The sequence below is a fragment of the Fictibacillus terranigra genome (genome assembly GCF_030412265.1).
GTDB classification, from domain to species: Bacteria; Bacillota; Bacilli; order Bacillales; family Fictibacillaceae; genus Fictibacillus_C; species Fictibacillus_C terrinigri.
This window is the reverse complement of sequence record NZ_JAUHLN010000005.1, coordinates 128,432-152,012: the sequence shown is the minus strand read 5'-3', so window position 1 is coordinate 152,012 and position 23,581 is coordinate 128,432. Positions and strand designations below refer to the sequence as shown.

Here is a 23,581-nt window from a genome sequence, read left to right as displayed (position 1 = left end):
GTGATAAATAATAAAATAGGTATTGTTTTCTAGGGGAGGTAAAATAACATGGATTACATTTCACCGAAAGAATCAGCATTAAGGGTGAATCGGTGGGCTAAAAATACCATAGCAGCAGGTAGCCGTCATTCGGTTGGTCTTAAATTTGACGGAACGGTGATGGCTGTTGGTGATCATAAACATGGACAATGTAATGTAAGTGATTGGTGTAATATTGTGGCGGTAGCGGCCGGTAATGTTCATATGGCGACAAATACGGGTAATGCTCATACCATCGGTCTTAAATCTGACGGTACTGTGGAAGCAGTTGGTTGGAATAAGCATGGTCAATGCGATGTAAGCGACTGGTCTGATATTGTAGCAGTAGCTACGGGCTGGCGTCGTACCATTGGTCTTAAATCGGATGGTTCGGTGATTGCTGTGGGAAGAAATAATGATGGTGAATGTAATGTAAGTGGCTGGCATGATATAGTGGCAGTCGCTGCGGGCGACTGGCATACCATCGGTCTTAAATCGGATGGAACAGTTACGGCTGCAGGTAATAATAGGTATCGTCAATGCAATGTAAACGATTGGTGCAATATAGAAGCGGTAGATGCGGGCTATCTTCATTCTGTTGGTCTTAAACTGGATGGTACGATGGTTGCTGTGGGTCAAAATAAAGTAGGACAATGCGATTTGAGTAGCTGGCGTAGTATTGTGGCGATAGCTGCGGGCAGTAAGCATACCGTTGGACTTAAATCCGACGGAACAGTGATGGCTGTGGGCTGGAATGAATATGGTCAATGCAATGTAAGTGACTGGTGCGATATAGTAGCTGTTGCTGCAGGTTTAACTCATACCATTGGACTTAAAGCTGACGGCACGGTGGTGTCCGTAGGTAGTAACGAATATGGACAATGCGATGTAAAAGGGTGGTGCGGCATCCAAAAACAACATTATGATTAAACTCCACTATATATTATCTCATTATTTTATATTATCAAAAAATTACGAGGGAGGTTATAGTATGAATGATGGATTTACAAAGGTTCAGGACGTTATAGAAAATTATAAGTCTGCCGTTTATGAACAGGATGTTGAGAAGTTTGTATCAGCATACGCAACTAACATTCAAGTTTATGATTGTTGGGAAGACTGGGAGTATAAAGGTATTGCGAAGTGGAAGGAAGCTGTGAATGGTTGGTTCAACCACTTGAAAGAGGGAGGTATTCAACTCAAAGTAGAGTTGAATGATTTAGTTGTTGAAGAAAATGCGGAACTTGCCTTCATATATAGTAATATGTCTTTAATTGCTTACAATGGGTCTGAAGAGAAACTACGCCAGATTACTAATAGATTTACATTTGGATTAAAAAAGGAAAATAATTCTTGGAAAATAATACATCAACATTCATCATTACCAATAAGTATGGAAACGGGAAAATACATTTGTTACTTAAAGTAATAACCAGAACTATCTAAAATATAATCATTCCTTAAATTATAGGGGTATTCTTTAAATAGAATATCCCTCTTTCTTCAATAAAACGGGTGCTTTAATTGAAGATCCAAAGGGCTGTTTATGCAGCTCTTTTTAACGGGTGCGTTAATCCAAGAAGGATTAACGCCATTTTTATTGAACTTATTGAACAAACGGGATTGTGGAATAACGGACACTGGATATATATGTTAATTAAAGATTTTAAGTTAGAATAGATCTAATATTAAGACTTAGGGTCAGTGGGGTGGGGGTAAGATGGAAGGGGTATTTTTGGACGAGACAATTTATGGGTATGAAGATGTTTTAACAATGTTGGATTCTTTGTTGCAAGACTTTCCAATCGTATATGTCTGCTACGCCTAAGTCTCCACCTTGTAGAAAACAGGTGATTGCATAGAAGCCATTCGGTTTTAAAGCTTTCTTGATTAGACCTATGTAGTTCATTCTACGGTGAGGAGCAATATGGTGAAAGCAACCCAAATCATAAACGACGTCATATGCACCCTCTTTAATATCTAATTCAAAAATATTATGAACAAAGGAGAACTGAAAATGAGAAAGCTCGTTCTATTTCTGCACGCATCGCTTGACGGTTTTGTAGAAGGGCCGAACGGTGAAATGGACATTGGCTGGGTTTCCTACGATGCTGAATTGGAGAAACACGCGAAAGAAATTCTGAGTACTGCCGACACTGTTATTTGGGGACGTGGGACTTATCAGATGATGCACAATTACTGGCCATCTGTGCCTTCGAACCCATCAGCTTCGCAGCATGAACGGGATCATGCCGAGTGGATCGAAAAGACATCCAAAATCGTTTTTTCCACGACGCTGGAGAAAGTCGAATGGAACAACTCCAGACTGGTGAAAGAAGATGTCGAGAAAGAGATCAAGAACCTCAAAGAGCAGCCAGGCAAGGATATGGTCATCCTCGGAAGTCCTAGGTTCGCACACTACCTTATGCAGCTTGATTTAATAGATGAGTATAAAATTACGGTTTCACCCGTCCTGATTGGCAGCGGGTTGCCGTTATTCCAAGGTCTCAAGGAGGAGATCAATCTTAAACTTATCGAAAACAAGACATTTGATTCTGGAGCCATAGGCCTCGTTTACCAGACGGTTAGATGAACTTGTCTCCTAAAGTAGATTACGCTAACCGGATTACGTTACAATAAAAGCAGCGGCAGTCTAGGTCTTTCGAGTTCCTAGTCCGTCACTGCTTTTTTTGCGAGTCAGTCTAATTCAGTTTGTCGGTAGACACCACAGGTAAGATGTGGTGTGGCAATCGATTTTGTCCCAGTCCTGTTCTACAAATCATCGATAAGAATATAAGCAGCTTTCACCGGCCCGTGTACACCCACAACCAATTCCAATTCAATATCAGCCGAGTTACTTGGCCCCGTAATGAAGTTGACGCATGATGAAATGTTGTTTCCTTGCAGATGTTTTTCACGCATGATCCGTGCAGCCTGGGTCATGCGGGGGACTATGGTGCTTTTGGGAATTAAGCAAATAAAGGTTTTGGGCAGGAAGCTAACCGTCCTGCCTCTGTCTTTGTCGCTGAACAGGACAACAGTGCCTGATTCTGCGAGTGTTATCTCACTGATTGTAATCCCGATATTGGCTTTTTCAGCCTGCCGGATGTTTTCAGCGCCTCTGGTATAGTCCCATTCATACACGTCGATATTTTGTCGGGGCAGGGTATCCTTTAATAAAGGGTCAAGCCCCCAATCCGAAAACCTTTGGTCCTTCCATGTCACAATGGATTCATTTCCGTAATCCGCAATCGTTTTTTCAAGTGTCTCGGGAAGATTTTGCAAATCGGTCATCACAAAACTTGTATGGATCTTTAAACAGTGGGTTTTTAGAACTTCTACTAATTCGTTAACCGTGGCGTCTTTTAGCACTTCATCTTGTGGCTGGTATTGCCATGCCGGTCGTGGCAAAGGAGCCGACAAGCGTTCCCGGCCAAGACGGCTTGCAATTTGATTTAAAAAGGCATCGCGGTTTTGAATGGTGCCTTGCATCATTGTTTCCCTCCTTTTTCTCGGTTTTTAAACCAATCTCTGAATCTCTCTTTATTCGGGGCTGGAAATTCCCTAATTTCGGTCCAGGCCTTTAATGGACCGGGCCCTTTTGAAATTTTATCTCCGTCTGTAAAGGGGTTCATCGCCATCGGTGCAATTTTTGATCCCATCTTATAAAGCAGCGGTGACGCAGCACCTAAACCAAAGGCTTTCATCGCCAGTTTTTCTGAAATGGGAGCTTTTCCTTCCTTTTCGACAATGATTTGACGGTGCTTCAGAAGAAGCTCGTGCAAAGGGATTTTTACCGGACAGGCATCCGTGCATGCCGCACACAACGAAGAGGCATACGGCAATTCTTTGTATTCATCGTACCCTCCGAGCAATGGAGAAAGCACAGCCCCAATCGGTCCTGAATAGATGGATCCGTACGAGTGGCCTCCGACGTGGCGGTAGACCGGGCATGCATTTACGCAGGCCGCACAGCGGATGCACTGAAGGACAGACTGAAAATCGCCGCCAAGTATGTTCGACCGCCCATTATCGACGATGACGAGATGGAATTCCTCAGGCCCGTCTACATCCAATTCCTCGCGTGGACCGGTCAGAACCGTAATGTAGCTGGTTAGCTTTTGTCCAACCGCACTTCTTGTCAACAGGCTGACAAGCACTTCCATTTCTTCAAAGGTTGGGACCAGCCGTTCCATACCCATTACAGTGATTTGCGTTTTGGGCAGGGAAGTAACTAAGTCTGCGTTTCCTTCGTTCGTAACGAGACTAAATGATCCAGTTTCTGCAACGGCAAAATTGCATCCAGTGATTCCGATATCAGCGGCCATGAATTCCTCACGCAGCTTTTTTCGGGCATGCCCGGCAAGTTCCTCCGGTTTTGAGGTAAGTTGATAGCCAAGCTTCTCTGAAAAAACATCACGTATTTTTTCTTTGTTTTTATGTAACGCCGGTACAACGATGTGGGAGGGAGGATCATGGTCATCAACCTGGAGTATGTATTCCCCAAGGTCTGTTTCAATGACTTCACAACCGGCTTGTTCTAAAGCAGTGTTCAACGAAATTTCTTCCGTTACCATTGATTTTGATTTCACGACTTTTTTTGCGTCTTTTTTGGCAACGACCTGCTGGATGTATTCATTTGCTTCCTCGCCGGTTTGCGCGAAGAACACGTGGCCGCCTCGCTTCGCTACATTTTCGCTAAGCTGTTCTAAATAATAATCCAAATGTTCGAGAACATGCTGGCGAATTTCTTCCCCGTGTGACCGCCATTCTTCCCAATTCAATTCAGAAATAACATCATTTCTGCGGGTGCCTATTCTCTCCTGTGCTCCGGCAACTGCGCCCCTCATAAAAGAGTCATTGATGCCTTGGTCAACGCGTTCTTTGAATTGGCCAGTCCCGATTTTCATTGTCATCACAATTTCCTCCATTCTATGTGATATGCCCTTAGATCAGCGGCTGTTTAACACCTCAGCAATATGCAATACTTGGATGGGCTTTCCTGTTCTTTGAATCCGTCCGCCGATGTTTAACATGCATCCGGCATCAGCCCCGATGATATAATCCGCACCTGTTTCCTCAATATGCATGACCTTTTCATCTACCATTTGCTCGGAAATTTGGCCCATCTTCACCGAGAAGGTTCCCCCAAAACCGCAGCACTGTTCCTTACCGGGCAGCATGGTAAACTCAAGGCCGTTAACGTTTTTCAATAGAGTCATAGGGGCCGATGCTACACGTAGCAATCTCGTCATATGGCAGGAAGTATGATAGGTAACCTTGCCTTCAAAGCGCGCCCCCACATCTTCAATTTTTAAAACATCAACGATGAATTGTGTCAGCTCGTAGGTTTTCTCGGCGAGTTTCAATGCCCTTGGCTCCCATATGCTGTCTCCTTTAAAGACATGCGGATATTCCCGGAACATCGCCGTGCATGATCCGGATGGAGATACCACATATTCCGCGTTTTCGAATGTTTCAATCATCCTCTTCATGGCTTCCTTGGATTCTTTTACATATCCGCTGTTATAAGCGGGCTGCCCGCAGCACACCTGGGCTTCTGGAAAGTCGATTTCGCAACCCAGCCGCTCCAGCAATTCTACAGTTGCTTTTCCTACATCACTTTGAAACATATCTACTAAGCATGTTGCAAAAAGAGTTACTTTCATATCAACCTCTCCTTGATCAATCTCATTTACATAGGAATGATGAACAGGTCATCAGATGACTTGGTTTAAACTATAACAAATATTCAAAATAATATCACTATAAACATAACAAATTTTGAAAGGGGTTACAGGTACTTTAAAATAAAACACCTTTTTTCTAAAAAGGTGTTTTTAAGCATTATTTATGCCTGGAATTTCGCCTGTGTTAAGTAGTTGTGCAGGACGGCCTCCACGTTTTCGATATGTCCTAGCATAATGGTCCTTGCTTTTTCCGCATCCTGCGTTTTGATGGCATGATAGATCGCGAGATGCTCTTCGTACAGCCTGTCTAGGGTTGTTTGTTTTGAATACAGCCAAAGGCGGCGGGTTTCTTTCATTGTTTCACCCATCAATCCGGATACATGGTTCATCAGGTTGATGAGTAACGGATTTTGTGAGCCCTTTGCAACAGCAAAATGGAAACGGAGATCTGCTTTTTCTCCAAGTTCTTCATTCCCGTTGACCGACCTCATTTCTTCTAGCGCATCTTCCATTTCCAGAAGTTGTACTTCCGTTCGTTTTTGTGCTGCAGCGTAGGCCATCCCCGTTTCGATGATCTTCCTTACTTCTAACAGGTGGGCAATATCCTCTTTATTCATTAAAATCGCCGTGGACAAAGGGAAGGCGATTTGCTCTCTTTCAAATTCCTTGATGTAGGTGCCTTCCCCTTGCCTGATTTCAATCAGTCCCATCGCCTTTAAAGCCGTTAAAGCTTCTCTTATGGCAGAGCGGCCAACCTGAAAATTTTCAGCCAGCTGCTGGACCGAAGATAGTTTTTGCCCAGGTGTTAATTTTCCGGTCCTGATCATCTCGTAAATGGTTTCAGCGACTTCCTCATATATTTTCTTTGGCTTAATTTTTTTATATTCCAAGTTCAAAGCCTCCACACTGCTATTTGCTAACTTACATCCTATTATAATCATAAATGGCAAATTAGTTGAAATTATTCTTTTGAAAAACCATTGTCCCAGACTCACCGAAAGTTAAAAATTTTCTAAGAAATCAAATAAATAGTTGTAAATCGACTGAAGGGTAACTATAATTTTCGTTATGAATAGTTAATGATCTAGTCATCTGATGACCATACCTTATTTGGTAAGCGATTACGATTATAGGTGACACGGTAGCAATTCGATTTTAAAGGGGGAACCATGATGTTATTTAAACAGAATTTCACGGCCATAGGGGATAATCTCGCCCTCTCCGCCATTGTTGCGTTGATTCCAATCTTGTATTTTTTCTGGGCGATGGCCTTCAAACGTATGAAAGGCCATGTGGCCGGTCTTACGACATTGGGGGTCGCCTTGGTTACGGCTATCCTCGCGTTTAAGATGCCCGCAGGTATGGCAGTGATGTCAGCCACACAGGGTGCCGTTTACGGCATATTGCCAATTGGCTGGATTATTATCACTTCTGTATTCTTATATAAGTTAACCGTGAAAACCGGTCAGTTCGATATTATCCGTAACTCGGTGCTGTCGATAACAGAAGACCGGCGGATCCAGGCATTATTGATAGCGTTTTCGTTCGGGGCCTTTCTTGAAGGGGCAGCCGGATTTGGGGCTCCGGTTGCCATTTCCGCCGCGCTTTTGGTAGGTCTCGGCTTCAACCCGTTGTATGCTGCGGGCCTGTGCCTGATCGCTAACACAGCACCAGTTGCTTTTGGTGCCATAGGGATTCCCATCACTGCGGTAGAGGGTCCCACTGGCATCCCAGCGATGGAAATATCGAAAATGGTCGGGCGCCAGCTTCCGTTTCTTTCCGCCTTTATACCCTTCTATTTAATTGTCATCATGGCGGGATTTAAAAAAGCCATGGAAATCTTACCGGCGGTTCTTGTTTCAGGTGTCTCCTTTGCGTTGACACAGTATATAGCTTCCAATTTCTTAGGGCCTGAGCTTCCAGACGTCCTCTCTGCGCTTGTTTCACTTTTTGCGATGGTCATTTTTCTTAAATTTTGGCAGCCGAAAACCATCTACCGTTTTCCGGCCGAACAGGAAATGGCCGCCACCGTCGCTGTGAAAACTTCAACCAGCCCACAGCACTATACGTCTGGACAAGTGTTTAGGGCCTGGTCTCCGTTTCTTGTGCTTACAGGATCGATTTCCTTGTGGGGAATACCAACATTTAAATTGGCCTTGACCGGTCACTATGAAGGGACAAACGGAATTTTAAAAGCCATCAACTCACTTGGAAATGCCCTGACATTCGCCCCGGAGGTCCCTTTCCTGAACAATAAAGTGATAAATACGGATGGTACTCCCATTGAGGCAGTGTACAAACTTGAAATTCTCGGGTCGGCAGGAACGGCTATCCTGTTAGCGGCCATTGTCACAAAATTTATTGTTGCGATCTCGTGGAAAAATTGGATGGTTACCTTTGGCGAACTGTTAAACGAATTAAAGTATCCCATCCTTACGATCGGATCTGTTGTGGGTTTTGCGTACGTTACCAATGCGGCAGGGATGAGTACAACGCTTGCGATGGCTTTGGCGAAAACCGGAGCCGTCTTATTCCCGTTCTTTTCTCCAATCCTGGGCTGGCTTGGTGTTTTTATTACAGGTTCCGATACGTCTGCCAACCTTTTGTTCGGAAATTTACAAAAGATCACGGCAACATCGATCGGCATGGATCCCGTTTTAGCGGTTGCGGCCAACTCGTCAGGAGGGGTAGCTGGTAAAATGATCTCTCCTCAATCGATTGCAGTAGCCTGTGCAGCAGTGGGACTTGCCGGGAAAGAATCAAATTTATTCCGATTCACCATCAAACATAGTATTTTCCTTGTCGTCCTCGTAGGAATCATCACGTTCCTGCAAAACACCGTTCTCACGTGGATGATTCCATAAGAATGGAGTGGACGATGAACGTTCTTGCCAATGTCCAAGGAATTGAAGTGAGTATACATTGCAAACAGAAATGAGTGAAGAAACATGCTGACAAAACGAGGTTAAGGAAAAAGTATCACTCAAAACTTGAATGACTCAAAAACAGGACGGCTTGTATATTCTTATGATTCCACACCCAATTTTCAGGCACTTCCGGATGCTGTTGTCAGTCCTAAGCAGAGATAGCCGAAAATTATCCCTATTGGAACTATGTACCAGTATATTTTTTAGTTTAAGGAATGCATTGACAGGGTACTGGGTTAGGTAGGGAGGTATGCCAGGTGAATAACAAAGGTAAAACCATTGTTAATTACAAGGGCAGGAAATACTACCAAGAGGAAACTGATACTGAGTACATCCTGACCAGTATAGACAAATATAGCGGCAGGACTGTTAACCTCTTTTTAGATAAAGTTGTGTCTGATGGTATAGAAAAGGAAAGAAAAACCTGAAGAGGCTTATAAGGCCTCTTTTTTTTTGCATTCAAATATTCCTGATTGATCCTACCAAGAGGATATAATCCATCTTTGGAAATGTCTCAAAACATCAGGTATGTTTCACTGAGAGGAACATTGAATAACAGATCTTAAAAAGAATATATCATTTATTAAAACTATTACTGTCTAAGAAAAAGGACATACTTAATTAAGGAGGGAGATTTATATAGGTTTTTTACCTACCTTTTGGAATGTGGGTAATTCATCGTCCTCGGTCAATTCGCTATTTTTGCTCATATTAGAGCTTATATATTGAGAAGAAAAGGTGAACAAAGATGAACAATAAAAAACATAATCTGGCCTCAGAGTGGCAGTATAGCTACACTTGGGCAAAGCTATCATTTCTGCTTTTCCTGCCCAAGCTATGGCAAAGCTACTATAGACATAAAAAATGCCCCTGAGCTCTCTATTGTCATCAGGACAATAGTATCAAGGACAATCTCATAAAGGGTTCATCCAGTTTAAGGGATATAAACAGTATAGCCAACAGTAGGTACTTTTAGACATAGAATGGCCCCTGAGCTACAAAGTGAGGAGTACAGCACCAGGGGCAAAAAGAAATGAAAGGATTTTTTGAAATCTCTATTTCCATATTCAAGCTATCTTGGAAAGAGTAATGAGAAAAATGTTCTTGTCCATCGAATTCAGGGATATCTGGAAAGACATTACGATCAGAAAATCTCGATACCTGAACTTTGTAACTTATTTGGTATCAGTTCTCGCCACCTTAATCGCTTATTTAAACAAGCAACTGGCCAGACAGTGGTAGAGGTCGTCCATAAAATAAGGATAGGGATAGAAAGGGCGAAATACCTGTTGTGTGATCCTAGTGAAAAAGTAACAAATGTTGCCATGAAAGTCGGTTATGATGATTCCGCCTTTTTTAGCCGCTTATTTCGCCGATTTGTTGGATGTTCTCCAGGAAAATATAAGTCTGAAATATTGACCAATGTCTGCTCAAAATAAAAAGACACCATCCCAGCAAAAAATGGTGTCTTTGTGAGCTATTCCTTAAAGTTCCCATGATCGTTCTACAAAATAATCATTTAAGGAACAATGTGAACGGTTCCATCTTCCATGATATAAATCGATTGATGGCTACCTAAATACTTCAGTGCACCTTTCATTATTCCATGCTCATTTAATTCAGCCTGGCCTTGTTTGTAAGTGGGCTCATCTAAGATCAGCACATAAAAATAACATTGATGACCATTAATCGGCTCAACACAAGAGAGCTCAAAAGCATCGCCATACTTTTCTTTAAACCATGACTGTGCCTGTTCATGATCTTTAAATGAGGGGATTTTTGCTTGATCTTGCCGTGAAACTCCTGCATCAGACACTCCAACACCACTCCCTTATGTAGATTGTCCATATATTGATTGGCGACATAAAGAACAATTCTTGTTGGTTAAATCCTTTCCAATATTAACCGGAACGCTTTTGATTCTACCCATATTTTATGGACAACACCTTGGGCAAAAACCGTAAGCCAGGCATACTTTGACCTATACTTTAATCATAGAAAACATTAGAAAGATGATGGATGTAACAACAAGTACTAAAGGATTAGAATGGCTACAAAAAGTTGGAAATATTACCAAACTTTCTCCAATAATAATTTCTTTCGTAAATTCAACGAACGTTTAATTAATCTCATTGATAAAAAATTCTTTGGAAGATTAAACAATTTTTTCAAACTAATAAGCGTGATGGGGGATTCCCTGGCTTTTCTGCTGGTCTTTTTTATACCACGTTTAAGGCATTTGTCAGCGACTAATTCTTTCTTAATATTCAGTTTCATGACCAAAACAAATAGCCCTTTGACTTTCAGCAAGCCATTAAAATAGATTGTTTCGCAAATAGGGTTACTTCCCACTTAAACATTTTCTAAAGTTTAATATAGTGTTCAACACTTATGGAAACTTAATTTCCTTTTTTTATTAAACTCCTTACGGATTGGAAGAGTCGCATTTATATTGGACAATATCGAAATTGATAACTCTATCCTGCATTTTATCAAGATATTCAAAGGCTTGAGGCACACCGATGACTATAAAGGAATAACTGGCCGAAACTGCCATAGGGACCCCAGTAGAATGTACACCCCCAAGAACCAGGGATTTGGATAGAGATGAAAACATTTCAGCAATAGCAATGCTTTAACGTCTCCTCTTTAAAACGATTAAGACTCTTTGTATTTTCGGGTTTTTGTTCGATGGCAACCAGCTGCGGGATTAAATGTTTAAACTTTGTTGTTTTATTTATTTGGTGGCAGTTGAAAATGTCCTTCAATTTGACCAACGATCGTTCAACAATGGATATTAGATAATACCATTTGTGGAGCGTTGGTCTGGCCCGCTGGATTATACCCATAACTTTTGACTACTGTTGGCCGTCATTTCCCTGTTGAAACGGTTGAGCTTATTTTGCTGTTGTGCAGAACTGTGGTTAGAGTTTGAAAAGTTATAATTCTGCATGCTTCTTTCCTCCGATTTCAACACTATTGCTTAGTATAAACCTTAAGTTTAACGATAATTCGGTGCTTTAAAAAACTTTCTAAAAAATGGAGGAATAAAAAAAATGATAAAGGACATTTTAAATACTGTTTCACAAAAAGTACCACTATAAGGAGGATTTAAAATGCCACAACGAATCAATCAATTATCGCAACAAGCTCAAAACTCGCTTCAACAGATTCAACAAGTTGCTCAACAATTAAGTAGACAGGGACAACAAGGCGGTTATTCACAGCAATATGGCAGCTCAATGGGTCAATCAGGTTATGGTGGAGCTCAATCAGCTATGCAGCCAGGATTTGCAGGAACTGATGCACAACAAGTCAGACAGGAAATCATGAACTCACAAAACGGTAGAAACCAGCAAGGTGGTTATTCTCAATACGGCAGCTCAATGGGTCAATCAGGTTATGGTGGAGCACAATCCGCTATGCAGCCAGGATTTGCAGGAACTGATGCACAACAAGTTAGACAGGAAATCATGAACTCTCAAAATAGTGGAAACCAACAAGGTGGTTATTCGCAACAAAATGGCAACTCAATGGGTCAATATGGTTATGGTGGAGCACAATCCGCTATGCAGCCAGGATTTGCAGGAACTGATGCACAACAAGTTAGACAGGAAATCATGAACTCTCAAAATAGTGGAAACCAACAAGGTGGTTATTCTCAACAAAATGGCAGCTCAATGGGTCAATCTGGTTATGGTGGAGCACAATCCGCTATGCAGCCAGGTTTTGCAGGAACTGATGCACAACAAGTGAGACAGCAAAACATGAACTCTCAGAATAGTGGAAACCAACAAGGTGGATATTCCCAACAACAATATGGTTATGGTGGATCCAACGGACAACAGAGCACTTTTTAAAGAAGGAAAAACTAAACACGCTTGTAGTTAACAGGCGTGTTTGGTTCTTAAAGATACACATACTTTGGAAAATTTGTGTGGAGGTAATTGAATTGACGCAACAAAAACCTAACAACTCTACTGCTCGAACAAAGGGCAGGCAAGATCGAAACCAAGGCGGTATGGGTGGACATTCAGGCGCGTCCGAAAAAGAAGTACAAAGCCAAAAAAAACAGACGGACATTAACAAAATCAATAATTAATTTACAATTTGTGAATAGAAATGGTGAACTACATACCTGGGGCCCTAAGCGCGGTTGAACATCTTAGAAGAAAAGTATCGTATTACAAGATGAGAGTAGAACTACTGGGAAAGTATCGTAGTTCTTTCCCCTCTTCCAGGTTTTAATCTGTGTTCTGTTTTTGAATTCCAAACTGCTTCACCAATTCTTGGTTTGAACAATCTCCTTTTAACTAGAGACGAATCAGTCTCTTTTCAGCTCTTCTTAATAGACATTCTGATTTCTCACAATAAGAAAAACACCTCCACTTTGTTGATAATTGTTTATTCGACCATGGGGGGTGATTTATCTATCCCATAGGATAGAGAGACGACCATTGAAAGATTGGCCCTTGTTTCATTTTCGTGTGCAGAAAAACCCTGAATTTTGCCTAAAATCTGTCTAGACTATTTGGATTAAATCCGCAGTAGTAATCTCAACATCGTATCCTTTTTCCTGTCCAGCAATTGCAATCTTCTTCAGCATGGTTGATTTCCTGATCCCGCTCTGCCTTTAATAAAATAACGTTTCGATATATCTTCTATTAATATACTCAACTGCACCAAATTTTGAACATATAAACAAGTGCTAAAAGATATGCGTTTGTAAAAACATAAGTGTTTACGCAAATGATTATAAAAATATATAGCCATGTCACTATTTTTGTTACTTAGCGCGTGCATCGTTGTAGAACTTAACAGTTGCACTTGGATAATTACATATTTAGTATTGAACGGAACGCGGCTTTGGCTAATTTCTAAATCAAATTTGTAATAACGATTCCAGTAGATCCGTCTGCCAGAATAATGATGATAAGAAGAGAACGGATTTTCTTGTTTTGAGGATATTTAAACAATTTACCTTGAGGTCATGAATTCCTTTCCTTTTATGCGATTGAGTTTGGGCTGCGGTTCTACTAACACAGATGCAGATCCGCTCCGTTCATCGATTGAAAAAGTTGCGAATGAAATTAAGCGGATTCCAGCATTCGCGAAGTCCGTGTAACAGGTGCTGGGAATGATGGTTACATTCTGACGTTAAAACAGGACCTATTGCTCATCAGTTACTTATTTGGTCATTTCCTTGGTCGTGAGGATTAGCTAATGATTCATTAAAAAATGTATTCGGTCCAGGCTGTTGATCTGGAGATATACGCTGTTCGTACCTTGAATTCGCTTCATAGAATTGATCTTCAAGAAATCCTGCTTGTTCATGGGTTAACTCTAAGACGATTTCATTGTTACTGTCATCAAAAGCTGTGAATAGAACATAACTCTGACTGTCCCGTGTTACATTCCCAACTCTAAGATGAAGGTTCTTGATTTCAAATCGTACTCTCATTCCATCCATAGAAAAACCTCCTTTAGATAAAGATGTAATGCAATATCTTAATGAAAGACCTTCTCCTAATTTTAGTTACAGATATTCTGCTCTAAATGTAACCGTTTTATTCCGTTCTTATTCTTTTTTTATAATTGATAGCTGGGTCGCTGCGGACATGCCCACGAAAACCATTCGGGATTATATTGAAGCATCCATCCATACCGGCTTTGATATTTGGATGAGGGTTGTGCCTTTTGTATACACATTGGTTTTGTTGTACCAGACAAGACGGATTCAATTGCCTTCCATACGCGTATAACAGTGGAGCGGCTTCGCTCTATAACTCCCCAATTGGAATTATTTCAAAGAAATTTGTTACTCTTTGCTGTCCGCCATTTTCCTGATACCGTATGCTAACCCCGATAGGGAATGCGCCATATCCCGATCATTTTGGAATGGCCGGAGTACATGTAGCGGAAACGAAAAATCCTGTCTGAAGGATAACAGGGTTAATAGAAAGCGTTTACAATAGATGTGATACAATACAAAATGTAAACATTCTATGACCAGAGGTGATCGATCATGAAAGGTGTATTGTGGTATCAGGCTAAAGATGTCAGAGTAGAAGAAATTCCAGAGCCCCAGGTGAAAGAAGGAACGGTTAAAATTAAAGTAAAATGGGCAGGTATTTGTGGAAGTGACTTGCATGAATATTTAGTTGGACCCATTTTTATTCCTGTGGAAGAACCTCATCCTCTTACAAAGGATAAAGCCCCGATTGTTCTTGGGCATGAGTTTTCAGGTGAGGTTACAGAAATTGGCGAAGGGGTTACCCAGGTGGCTGTTGGTGACCGCGTTGCCGTTGAGCCCATTTATGCATGCGGAGAATGCGTGGCTTGTAGAGCCGGACACTATAATGTTTGCGAACAGCTTGGTTTTCATGGACTTGCAGGCGGAGGCGGCGGTTTTGCGGAATACACAGTAGTGAATGAAAACATGGTACATAAGTTACCGGATAATATGAGCTATGAACAGGGAGCATTAGTGGAACCGGCAGCAGTTGCCCTGCATGCTGTAAGACAAAGCAAATTTAAACCAGGCGATACAGCAGCTGTCTTCGGCACCGGACCTATTGGGTTATTAACGATCCAGGCGTTGAAAGCTGCTGGAGCAAGTAAAGTGTTTGTTGTAGATCTTTCAGAGGAAAGAAGGAATTTGGCTAGGAAAATCGGTGCAGATGTTATACTAAATCCTGCTGAAGTGGACGCTGTACAGGAAATTAAGCGTCTAACTAATGATCTAGGAGTCGAAGTAAGCTTTGATGCAGCGGGCGTTGAGCCGACGTTAAATGGCGCCATTCAAAGCACCCGTTTTGATGGGCAAGTAGTTATCATCAGCATCTGGGAAGCCACAGCTTCTATCCCGCCAAACGAATTGGTACTCAAAGAGCGTGATATGATTGGTGTATTGGCATACCGTAATATATTTCCGTCCGTCATTAAGCTGATTTCTCAGGGGCAAATGAAAGCGGAAGATCTGATTACAAAAAAAATAATGATTGATGATATTGTACAAGAAGGATTTGAAGCATTAGTCAATGATAAGAGCCATGTCAAGATTCTTGTAAAACCTCGTGAAGATTGAAGATAGAAATAAAAGATTACTAGACTCAATTAAATAACAAGAAAAAAACCTTGATAAAGTACCTCTAAAGTAGACAAAAAACTAAACCTGTAAAGCTTAGTTTTACTTTGGAGGTTATTTCTTTGCTAAGGTCCAGGTAGTAGTAGGTATGCTGAAAACAATCTATTGCTAAAATCAAGCAAACCTGAAATTATGATCCCTGGATATATGTTTATTAGGAGATGTGAAGGATAATAATTTTGTAATCACTTAATTCAAATTTGCTATTATAAGCCTGCTTTTCCCACGTTGATTAATTTAAAGAAACCCCGCAAAGTGCCACCATTAACCTAGTTCCACATTTCAACCATAGACAGTAATAAAAGACACTTTGGTGGTGAGAAGATGGCTCCGGTTTAGGCTAGGGTCATTTTTTATTGCTGTGGTCACCTTAGCTTTAATTATCACCAATTGACTTCAGTCGTATATGACCCTCTAAGCTAATGATTAATTCAACTTTATAGAGTAAGGGATGACTTGGATTGGATTTTGAATAAAAAGTGTTTCCTAGACACATGTTATACCTAAGGAGGTGAATACATATGGCAAATCGCAGTGGAAGTAATCGTAACCGCACCTTGGTACCTGGTTCCCAACAAGCGCTTGATCAAATGAAATATGAAATCGCTACTGAATTCGGTGTTCAGCTTGGGGCTGACACACCTTCCCGAGCAAACGGATCAGTAGGTGGTGAAATTACTAAACGCCTTGTAGCACAAGCTCAATCCCAACTTGCTGGAATGGGTGGAGAAATGCAATCTAGATAAGCAACGAATTCTTCTATGACTGAAGCTACCTCTTATTGTGGTTTCAGTCTTTATTTTTTATGTCTTAGTACAACTAACGCAAAATGGAGAGACCTTTCTCTTTTCTTGCAATTCTCTACCTTAGCAGTCAATTCGAGAAGGATAAACTTATAATATGTGTTTTTATTTCCATATACACTTGCGAAAACACGTGTGTTTGCAATTATTAAATTTCTTGATAAAGGATAATGAGGAAAAAGTTTAGGAGTTTTACCCACTGTTTCTGTTAAACGAGAGGTTCTAATTCATTATCGAGCAATTCAATAAAATCTTGGACCAACTTTAGCTTTTTAGCTTGCACATAACACTGCTTTAGAGACTTGTTAGACATCTTGTCAGTACCAACCCTCACTATGCCCAATTGTTTCGACATTTGAACAAACACACGATCAGGTGAAAGCCATGTCGGAACCAGCCGAGAGCACTCCGCAGTGGCGCGAATACACCCGCTAGTTGTACCAATAGCTAATATGATTCTTAATTCTGGGTCTCCTTGTTTTCTCTGATTTAAAAGGATATTTTGTGTTGTTGTGAGAATAGTCCAATCATATTAAGATAAAAGAAGAAGAGGAGGGATGTTATGAGCAAGTGTAACATGGATCACTCAACAGTAGATGTGAAACATAAATATGAGGCACAGAAGGAAGAGCTTCCAGACGATATTTGTGCGTTGTTTGATGACTTTTTAAACAGGAATAACTCACAAACAACCTTAAATGAGATGTTTCATCTTCTAAAAAAGTATGATTTAGCTGATGAATTGGAAAGATTAGAACGAAATAGAAATATGAGATCGTTACTTCTTGAATAAGGATGTAAAAAAGGCTTCCCAATACGGGGGTGCTGACAATTCAATAGGCATTTTAGAACTTGTATCGATCTTTAGATATAAGTTCTTTTTAAAATTATGGAAGAAAAGAAACGGTATAAATCGTTTTTCGGAATAGGTCCCTTGTTAACGGAAAATAATTTCACGTACCGTAATTTTATAAAAAATTTAAAATAAAAAATGACCGATAAATAAAGTGGAAAATTCCGTCTCATTATCATAAAAAATACTGAAATTACTGAGACGGAGTTTAATTACATGGTAGAAAAAAGAACCGGCAGCTACTACTGCTGGTTCTTTGTTTTATAAGTTATAGCTAGTTCTTTAAAAAAGAAGATTAGGCCTACAATAATAAAAAGGTAGGAAACATATTCTAGCCAATATGGATAATAAAAAAACTTAAATCCAAGGAAGAAAAAAGAAGAAAAAGAACCCCGAAAAGATAAGTAAATGGCGGAGGGGATTTGTTTTTGCTGAATGGACCTATTCACTTAATTAAGATTCTAGTTCAACGAGCATGCGAACTATAGACCTGGCGATGCTTTGCCATCCTGTCTTCTCAAGCTGTACGATAGTGAAGTAAAGAAAGTCAAATCTTTTATCATCGAAAACACAAAATTTACAAAATCTCTCGGATTTTTCTGTAAAAACTCATCTAAATTTAAATGTACAACAGTAATGAAAAACTCATCTCTTTGACTCAGTTACACTATTTTACACAATCTTATATTTCGGAGTTACCCTTTCGAAATGAGGATTCTCACCACTCACCATCAATCCCATGCCCCAGTCAAAATGTTCGTTGTTCGTTGGAAAGTCTGATGCATCTCTGTATTGGAATAGCAAGTTTCTCCTAGTACGGCTACTTCTATTAACACCTGAACCGTGAATGGTTAAGTAATTAAAGAATAATACATCGCCAGGTTCTGCAGGACATGGCGTGCCCAAGGATAGCGGGTATTCCTTTTGATTTAAATAATGACTGCCAATATGCGGAAGGACCCCTTGTTTGTGGGATTCTGGCACCACGGAAAGACAACCATTCTCTTCGTTGCTTTCATCTAAATGGATACTCGCCGCCAGCATCGTATGTTTTTCATGAGGGAAGTATGGATAATCCTGATGCATCGGAAACGCAGCTCCGTTTTCAGGTGGCTTAACAAGCATTTTGGAATGATGGAGCTGTACATTTGGTCCAATTAACTGTTTTAACACCGCTTTCATGTTTGGGTGGGTCAATGCCTTTAAAAAGACATGGTCATGGTAATGAACGTTATGAAATCCTTTTAACACAAGCTTCTTCAACTTTTCTTTCGGTAAATAATCGCCATCCCAAGTGGCATTGTGGTCCTTATTGGCCAAGACTGCCCGTTTAATTATATTGTCGACCCCCATACGCATTTCTTCCACTTCCTGTTGATTGAAGACTCCTTTTACTAACAGGTATCCTTGATCTTTGTAAAAATCAGCATCGTTCGACAGGATCATATCATCAAGCCCCCTCCTATATTTGCGAAATTGATATCGCTTTCAGCATAATTATAAGCGTGGTAAGCTATATCTGTATTTGAAGAGAAATGCCATGTTTTTGTCTTTTTCCGCCATACCTTATAAAGCAGCAGGGAAGGAGAAGTTGCGATGTATCTTTGTAGGGAAAGTGTTACACGGCTGAATCAGCATTTGGTGTTAAAGGGGCAGGATGTTTCTTTTCGCATTAACTATTGGGGAGTTGATCCCAAGTTAACCTACAACCCGGTTCACAGGCATTCGTCATTTGAGGTATGTTATGTTTTACATGGAGAAGGGACGTATTTAGACCATGGGATCCTCCTTCCTCTTTCTCCAGGAACGTTTTTTGTTTCTAGGCCAGGCATTGATCATCAAATACGGAGTGAGGCTGGTCTTTTTTTAGTCTTCGTTTGTTTTGAGGTGGATGAGGGCCAATCATCAAGAGAATATGTCAACCAATATGTAACGCTTGCCCAGTACGATCAAGTGGTCGTGCCGCAGGGGGAAACGTCTTCTTCTGCCTCATTATGGAAAACACTTCTCGTTCCTGAAGAGAAGCAATGGGCAGTATCATCAAGTGCAGTACCTCTTCTGGCTCATACGCTGCTTACATCCTTTCCTTCCCTTTTTCTTCCGCCGAAAGAGGCCGTAAAAAGGATTTCAAAAACATCGCTTATTGTTTTGCAGCAAGCGAAAACATTTATCATCGATAATTTAGAAAAGGAATTGTCCCTTGAGATGGTCGCTCAATACCTGAACGTGTCGACAAGGCATTTATCCCGCTTATTTTCCTCTGGCATCCATGAAAATTTTGTTACGTTTATCCGAAAAGAGCGGATAAAACAATCTACTTATCTATTAAACTCATCAAACCTTCCTATAAAAGAGATTGCGGAGGCAACCGGATTTGGAAGTGTTCATTACTTTACAAGAGTTTTTCAAAAAGAAACAGGCATGCCGCCAGGGCGTTTTCGGAAAGGCTCTTGAAGATGTGGAATGTGCGTGTGTTCTTCGCATCTCCGGACAGCAACTTCATCAGCGGCCAGATCCTTGGTAGTCGGTGTAGGGACTATGAGCTGTCTATTTGGAGAGAGACTAAAACAATCTGCTTTATGACTTGGTGTAAATAAAAGGTATAAATATATAAAGGATTGCTGAATTTAACGCTGATTGCGTCTTTGCAGTGATAGGTCTCTTTGAATGAAATTTATCTTCCTGCTCATTTTTCCCCAGCGACAAAATCAACGTTTGTTTAATATTTAAGAAAGGAGATTTGCAGGAATCAAATATTATTAATCGTATATATTATTCATACTTAGAATAAGCAGGGGGAAAATCTATGAATTATCGTGAAACGATCATATGCACCGGTTATTCCCGTTTACCTGATGGAATGGCTGCAAAAAATTTATACGGAGTAATGGGTGTAGGGTTTGAAGTTGATCCTCAAAATGATTGTATTTTGAATGCTTCTTGTACCTTTGTAACGAATATGTGTAACGATTTTATTAAAAGTATACTAGAAGGACATGATTTGAAGAATGGAATAGAGGAACCTATTGAAAAATTTGAAAAGAGGTATTTCGGTCTTGGAAAGAAAGCGATCATTTCGGCTATGAGAGATGCATATAATCAGTACTCTATTTATAAAGCAATGAATCCGCCTGTTACGACAAAATAAATAGGAATTAATTTTTTTAACCTATTGCTAACGCAGTAATTTTCTGTATAATTAGATTATATTTTATTTTCAGATAATATTTTACCAGCGAGCCTAAAATTCAGTGAATAGGCATCCCCTATTCATACCTTAAGAATTTTAAGACCGAGCTGTCCGGTTAATCCCTTTGGGTTTAATTCGGTATGGCTTGGTCTTTTATTTTTATCCATTTTCAAAATAAGGAGAGATGGCATTGAACCGTTTTAGCATTAGAAGAGCAAATTGTTTAAATAAAATGCAAGACTTTGGAATGGACCAGTTAATCGTTAGTTCGAAATACAACCTAAAATATCTCCTTGGTACAGATCTTGAAACAGGAGAGCGTATGACGGTTTTACTGATGTCATCAGATAATAAATCAAAACTATTTATTCACGAGATGTTTTTTGACCAAGCACCCTCCTCAAACGAAATAGAAGTCGTTTTCTATCGTGATGACATGAATCCGATCCAACTATTAGCAACCTCTATTTCTAAAAGCCGCACATTAGGAATCGATCTTAATTGGTCAAGCTCTTATTTGCTTGATATTTTGAAAATTGTCCCAAAATCCCACATTCAAAAAAGCACTATTGTAGAACAACTTAGAGAGATTAAGGACGAAAAGGAAATCGAAACGCTCCGCCAATCGGCAAGAATTGCAGATGCAGTAATGCATCAAGTTGTACAATTACAATATTTCCCATCAACAGAAAGAGAAATAGCGGGAACGATTAGAAGCTTCTTTGCGGAGCATGGAATCAATGAACTTTCCTTTAAGCCTATTATTGGTTTTGGGAAAAACAGCGCTAACCCTCACCATACCATTAGTGATCAGATTAGTTATCCAGATGAACCGATTTTAATTGATATGGGTGGTTTATATAACGACTATTGCTCGGATATCACCAGAACCTTTTTCCGTGGAAAAGTTAATTCCAAATATGAAGACCTATATAAAATTGTAAAGGACTTACAAATGCAAGCTATCGAAATCATTAAGCCGGGAGTTCCATTTTCGGAGGTGGACCTATTGATTCGAAAAGGCTTCGCCAAATGGGGTTATGAACACTATTTTATTCATCGAACAGGTCACGGTATTGGGTTAGAACTTCACGAGGGACCTTTTATTCATGGAAACAATCATGAATTGATAAAGGAAGGAATGGCATTCAGCATAGAACCTGGTTTATATCTACCGGACCACTACGGTATCCGGATTGAAGATATAGTGGTTGTAAAAAATGGAGGTTGTGAAGTATTAAATCTATTTTCTAAGGAGGTGCAGTACTTAGAATTGTTAGGAATTTAAAAAATGAAAGGGGAGAGAGAATTGAAAAACAAAAGAAGATTAAGTTGGATTATTGTTGTAGCCTTGCTTTCTGCTATTATGCTCACGGGTTGTTCTTATTCCAAACCATCAAGTGGTACTTCTAATTCCAGTTCAAGTAAGGAATCTAGTTCAAAAAAAGATGAAATTAAAGTGGGACTGGATGTAGATGCCGGAACAATGGATCCACGGTTATCGAGTGATACATCTAGCAAAAGGGTATCGGAGTTAGCTTATGATGGACTAATCCGCCTTTCTGACAACCTAGAAGCAGAACCATCTCTAGCGACCAAATGGGACAATCCGAATCCAACCACATGGATATTTACGTTACGAAAAAATGTTAACTTTCAAGATGGAACACCATTTACAGCAGAAGATGTCAAATATACGTTTGATACTCTATTAGATCCGAATTTAAAGGCTCCATCAGCCATCCTTTATGAACCTATAAAATCTGTGGATGTTGTCAATAAATATCAAGTTAAATTTACGTTAAAACAACCTTATGCAGCACTATTAAGCTATTTAGATATTGGAATCGTTCCAAAACATATTGGAGAAAAAAATGACAAATCTCTTGCTAATCATCCCATTGGAACTGGGCCCTACAAGTTGGTGAAATGGAGTAAAAATAACAAAATTGCTTTTGAAGCCAACCCTAAATATTGGGGGGGAGCACCGAAAACGAAGAAAATAACGTACTATATCATTCCGGATAATACCACGCGAGTCGCTTCATTGGAATCAGGAGATGTGGACTTAGTTCATTCGCCAGTTTCACCTCAAGACATTAGTAGAATAAAACAAAATGATAAGTTAAAGGTAGTTGAAACACAAGGGTTAGGGTTTACCTACTTAAACTTTAACGTAAAGAATAAGATTCTCTCTGAAGTAAAAATTCGTCAGGCACTTTCCAACTTAGTTAATAAAGATGTGATTTCCTCCAAGATTTATAAAGGGATGGACAAGCCTGGTAAATCTCCACTTATTCCTGCATCCTGGGCTTATACCGATAATGTTCCGACATTTGATTATGATGTCAAACGAGCTAAAGCACTTTTTAAAGAAGCTGGTTGGCAAGATAGTGATGGAGATGGGGTTTTAGATCAAAATGGAAAGAAACTAAAATTCACATTATCTACTCATAGTGAAGATCCTAACCGCGTTCAGACGGTGGAGTATCTTCAAAACGAATTTACAAAAGCAGGGATTGAAACAAAAGTTACCACTAATGAATGGCCGACATTCAGTGCTAGTTTAACAGAAGGTAAATTCGATATCGCTTTAGTAGGTTGGCTAAATCTCGTCGACCCTGATCGAGCCATGTATAACCAGTTTCACACTGATGGGGGAGGCAACTATGGAAAATATTCCAATCGTCAAGTCGATGTTCTTTTAGAAAAGGGAAGAACGGCATTATCTCAAGCAGAACGCATTAAAGTTTATCAGAAGGCAGCTAGTATTGTTACGGAAGAAGCTCCTTATGACGTTCTTTTATATCAAGGCTATATTGCCATGTATAACAAAAACCTTATAGGTTTTAAACCATATCCAAGCGGAAGCTTCTATCGTTTAAAGGACGCCGAAATAGCAGAATAAAAACGGAAGGAGGCTTGCCCCTCCTCTGTTCAAATCGGAGTGGTG

23 protein-coding genes and 2 pseudogenes are annotated in these 23,581 nt (G+C 40.2%); 15 read left to right on the top strand and 10 right to left on the bottom strand.

All coding sequences use genetic code 11. From position 1 onward, the window contains the following. The first annotated feature begins 48 nt into the window (after nucleotides 1-48). Nucleotides 49-948: an RCC1 domain-containing protein gene (locus QYF49_RS20715; RefSeq protein WP_290401495.1), complete on the top strand. Its 900-nt coding sequence runs from the start codon at nucleotides 49-51 to the stop codon at nucleotides 946-948. Nucleotides 949-1,009: 61 nt separating this feature from the next. Beyond that, nucleotides 1,010-1,447 (top strand): YybH family protein, encoded by a 438-nt coding sequence (locus tag QYF49_RS20710; protein ID WP_290401494.1) that lies wholly within the window; start codon nucleotides 1,010-1,012, stop codon nucleotides 1,445-1,447. 366 nt (nucleotides 1,448-1,813) lie between these two features. On the opposite strand, the pseudogene QYF49_RS20705 reads toward QYF49_RS20710, so the two are convergent. After that, a pseudogene (locus QYF49_RS20705) lies at nucleotides 1,814-2,017 on the bottom strand (SAM-dependent methyltransferase); the annotation flags it as partial. A gap of 18 nt (nucleotides 2,018-2,035) precedes the next feature. On the opposite strand from QYF49_RS20705, the gene QYF49_RS20700 reads away from it, so the two are divergent. Continuing rightward, complete coding sequence (locus QYF49_RS20700) at nucleotides 2,036-2,611, top strand: dihydrofolate reductase family protein (protein ID WP_290401493.1); 576 nt, start codon at nucleotides 2,036-2,038, stop codon at nucleotides 2,609-2,611. Between the two features lie 179 nt (nucleotides 2,612-2,790). Here QYF49_RS20700 and QYF49_RS20695 read toward each other — a convergent pair whose 3' ends face one another. The 4 genes from QYF49_RS20695 to QYF49_RS20680 form a co-directional block, all read right to left on the bottom strand. Further along, nucleotides 2,791-3,510 (bottom strand): LutC/YkgG family protein, encoded by a 720-nt coding sequence (locus QYF49_RS20695; protein ID WP_290401626.1) that lies wholly within the window; start codon nucleotides 3,508-3,510, stop codon nucleotides 2,791-2,793. Next, complete coding sequence (locus QYF49_RS20690) at nucleotides 3,510-4,934, bottom strand: LutB/LldF family L-lactate oxidation iron-sulfur protein (RefSeq protein WP_290401492.1); 1,425 nt, start codon at nucleotides 4,932-4,934, stop codon at nucleotides 3,510-3,512. Before QYF49_RS20690 ends, QYF49_RS20695 begins: the two co-directional genes overlap by 1 nt. A 36-nt stretch (nucleotides 4,935-4,970) precedes the next feature. After that, nucleotides 4,971-5,687 carry a (Fe-S)-binding protein gene (locus QYF49_RS20685; RefSeq protein WP_290401491.1) on the bottom strand — a complete coding sequence of 239 codons (717 nt, stop codon included), beginning with the start codon at nucleotides 5,685-5,687 and terminating at the stop codon, nucleotides 4,971-4,973. A gap of 182 nt (nucleotides 5,688-5,869) precedes the next feature. After that, on the bottom strand, nucleotides 5,870-6,598 hold the full coding sequence (locus QYF49_RS20680; RefSeq protein WP_290401490.1) for a FadR/GntR family transcriptional regulator: 729 nt from the start codon (nucleotides 6,596-6,598) through the stop codon (nucleotides 5,870-5,872). Nucleotides 6,599-6,880: 282 nt separating this feature from the next. Here QYF49_RS20680 and QYF49_RS20675 point away from each other — a divergent pair, with 282 nt between their 5' ends. The 3 genes from QYF49_RS20675 to QYF49_RS25890 all read left to right on the top strand — a co-directional run bounded on the left by QYF49_RS20675 (nucleotide 6,881) and on the right by QYF49_RS25890 (nucleotide 10,074). Then, nucleotides 6,881-8,572 carry an L-lactate permease gene (locus tag QYF49_RS20675; protein WP_290401625.1) on the top strand — a complete coding sequence of 564 codons (1,692 nt, stop codon included), beginning with the start codon at nucleotides 6,881-6,883 and terminating at the stop codon, nucleotides 8,570-8,572. A gap of 320 nt (nucleotides 8,573-8,892) precedes the next feature. Beyond that, on the top strand, nucleotides 8,893-9,063 hold the full coding sequence (locus QYF49_RS20670; protein WP_290401489.1) for a hypothetical protein: 171 nt from the start codon (nucleotides 8,893-8,895) through the stop codon (nucleotides 9,061-9,063). 618 nt (nucleotides 9,064-9,681) lie between these two features. Next, complete coding sequence (locus QYF49_RS25890) at nucleotides 9,682-10,074, top strand: helix-turn-helix domain-containing protein (protein WP_354005861.1); 393 nt, start codon at nucleotides 9,682-9,684, stop codon at nucleotides 10,072-10,074. An 80-nt stretch (nucleotides 10,075-10,154) separates the two neighbouring features. On the opposite strand, the gene QYF49_RS20665 is transcribed toward QYF49_RS25890, so the two are convergent. After that, nucleotides 10,155-10,451 carry a hypothetical protein gene (locus tag QYF49_RS20665; protein WP_290401488.1) on the bottom strand — a complete coding sequence of 99 codons (297 nt, stop codon included), beginning with the start codon at nucleotides 10,449-10,451 and terminating at the stop codon, nucleotides 10,155-10,157. Between the two features lie 648 nt (nucleotides 10,452-11,099). Further along, nucleotides 11,100-11,467: pseudogene (locus tag QYF49_RS20660) on the bottom strand (translocation-enhancing protein TepA); the annotation flags it as partial. 284 nt (nucleotides 11,468-11,751) lie between these two features. Between QYF49_RS20660 and QYF49_RS20655 the strand changes: the two are divergent. Continuing rightward, on the top strand, nucleotides 11,752-12,495 hold the full coding sequence (locus QYF49_RS20655; protein ID WP_290401487.1) for a hypothetical protein: 744 nt from the start codon (nucleotides 11,752-11,754) through the stop codon (nucleotides 12,493-12,495). A 92-nt stretch (nucleotides 12,496-12,587) separates the two neighbouring features. Further along, nucleotides 12,588-12,737, top strand: coding sequence for a hypothetical protein (locus QYF49_RS20650; protein ID WP_290401486.1), 150 nt, complete (start codon nucleotides 12,588-12,590; stop codon nucleotides 12,735-12,737). Between the two features lie 1,077 nt (nucleotides 12,738-13,814). Here QYF49_RS20650 and QYF49_RS20645 read toward each other — a convergent pair. Continuing rightward, nucleotides 13,815-14,105: a hypothetical protein gene (locus QYF49_RS20645; RefSeq protein WP_290401485.1), complete on the bottom strand. Its 291-nt coding sequence runs from the start codon at nucleotides 14,103-14,105 to the stop codon at nucleotides 13,815-13,817. Between the two features lie 555 nt (nucleotides 14,106-14,660). Here QYF49_RS20645 and QYF49_RS20640 point away from each other — a divergent pair. After that, nucleotides 14,661-15,722 (top strand): 2,3-butanediol dehydrogenase, encoded by a 1,062-nt coding sequence (locus QYF49_RS20640; protein WP_290401484.1) that lies wholly within the window; start codon nucleotides 14,661-14,663, stop codon nucleotides 15,720-15,722. A 581-nt stretch (nucleotides 15,723-16,303) separates the two neighbouring features. Continuing rightward, entirely contained in the window at nucleotides 16,304-16,528 is a 225-nt protein-coding gene (locus tag QYF49_RS20635) for an alpha/beta-type small acid-soluble spore protein (RefSeq protein WP_290401483.1), read from the top strand. Between the two features lie 265 nt (nucleotides 16,529-16,793). Here QYF49_RS20635 and sda read toward each other — a convergent pair whose 3' ends face one another. Next, nucleotides 16,794-16,898, bottom strand: a complete 105-nt coding sequence (sda, locus tag QYF49_RS25885) for a sporulation histidine kinase inhibitor Sda (RefSeq protein ID WP_354005865.1) — start codon at nucleotides 16,896-16,898, stop codon at nucleotides 16,794-16,796. Between the two features lie 249 nt (nucleotides 16,899-17,147). Here sda and QYF49_RS20630 point away from each other — a divergent pair, with 249 nt between their 5' ends. After that, nucleotides 17,148-17,378 (top strand): hypothetical protein, encoded by a 231-nt coding sequence (locus tag QYF49_RS20630; protein ID WP_290401482.1) that lies wholly within the window; start codon nucleotides 17,148-17,150, stop codon nucleotides 17,376-17,378. Nucleotides 17,379-18,110: 732 nt separating this feature from the next. Here QYF49_RS20630 and QYF49_RS20625 read toward each other — a convergent pair. After that, nucleotides 18,111-18,884, bottom strand: coding sequence for a phytanoyl-CoA dioxygenase family protein (locus QYF49_RS20625; protein ID WP_290401481.1), 774 nt, complete (start codon nucleotides 18,882-18,884; stop codon nucleotides 18,111-18,113). A 150-nt stretch (nucleotides 18,885-19,034) separates the two neighbouring features. Here QYF49_RS20625 and QYF49_RS20620 point away from each other — a divergent pair, with 150 nt between their 5' ends. The 4 genes from QYF49_RS20620 (at nucleotide 19,035) to QYF49_RS20605 (ending at nucleotide 23,536) form a co-directional block, all read left to right on the top strand. Next, the gene (locus QYF49_RS20620) at nucleotides 19,035-19,892 is read left to right on the top strand and encodes a helix-turn-helix domain-containing protein (RefSeq protein WP_290401480.1); all 858 of its coding nucleotides are present in this window, start codon (nucleotides 19,035-19,037) and stop codon (nucleotides 19,890-19,892) included. 352 nt (nucleotides 19,893-20,244) lie between these two features. Further along, complete coding sequence (locus QYF49_RS20615; RefSeq protein ID WP_290401479.1) at nucleotides 20,245-20,586, top strand: DUF3870 domain-containing protein; 342 nt, start codon at nucleotides 20,245-20,247, stop codon at nucleotides 20,584-20,586. 226 nt (nucleotides 20,587-20,812) lie between these two features. Then, nucleotides 20,813-21,916, top strand: coding sequence for a M24 family metallopeptidase (locus QYF49_RS20610; RefSeq protein ID WP_290401478.1), 1,104 nt, complete (start codon nucleotides 20,813-20,815; stop codon nucleotides 21,914-21,916). A 21-nt stretch (nucleotides 21,917-21,937) separates the two neighbouring features. Further along, nucleotides 21,938-23,536, top strand: coding sequence for an ABC transporter substrate-binding protein (locus tag QYF49_RS20605; protein ID WP_290401477.1), 1,599 nt, complete (start codon nucleotides 21,938-21,940; stop codon nucleotides 23,534-23,536). The last annotated feature ends 45 nt before the right edge of the window (nucleotides 23,537-23,581 follow it).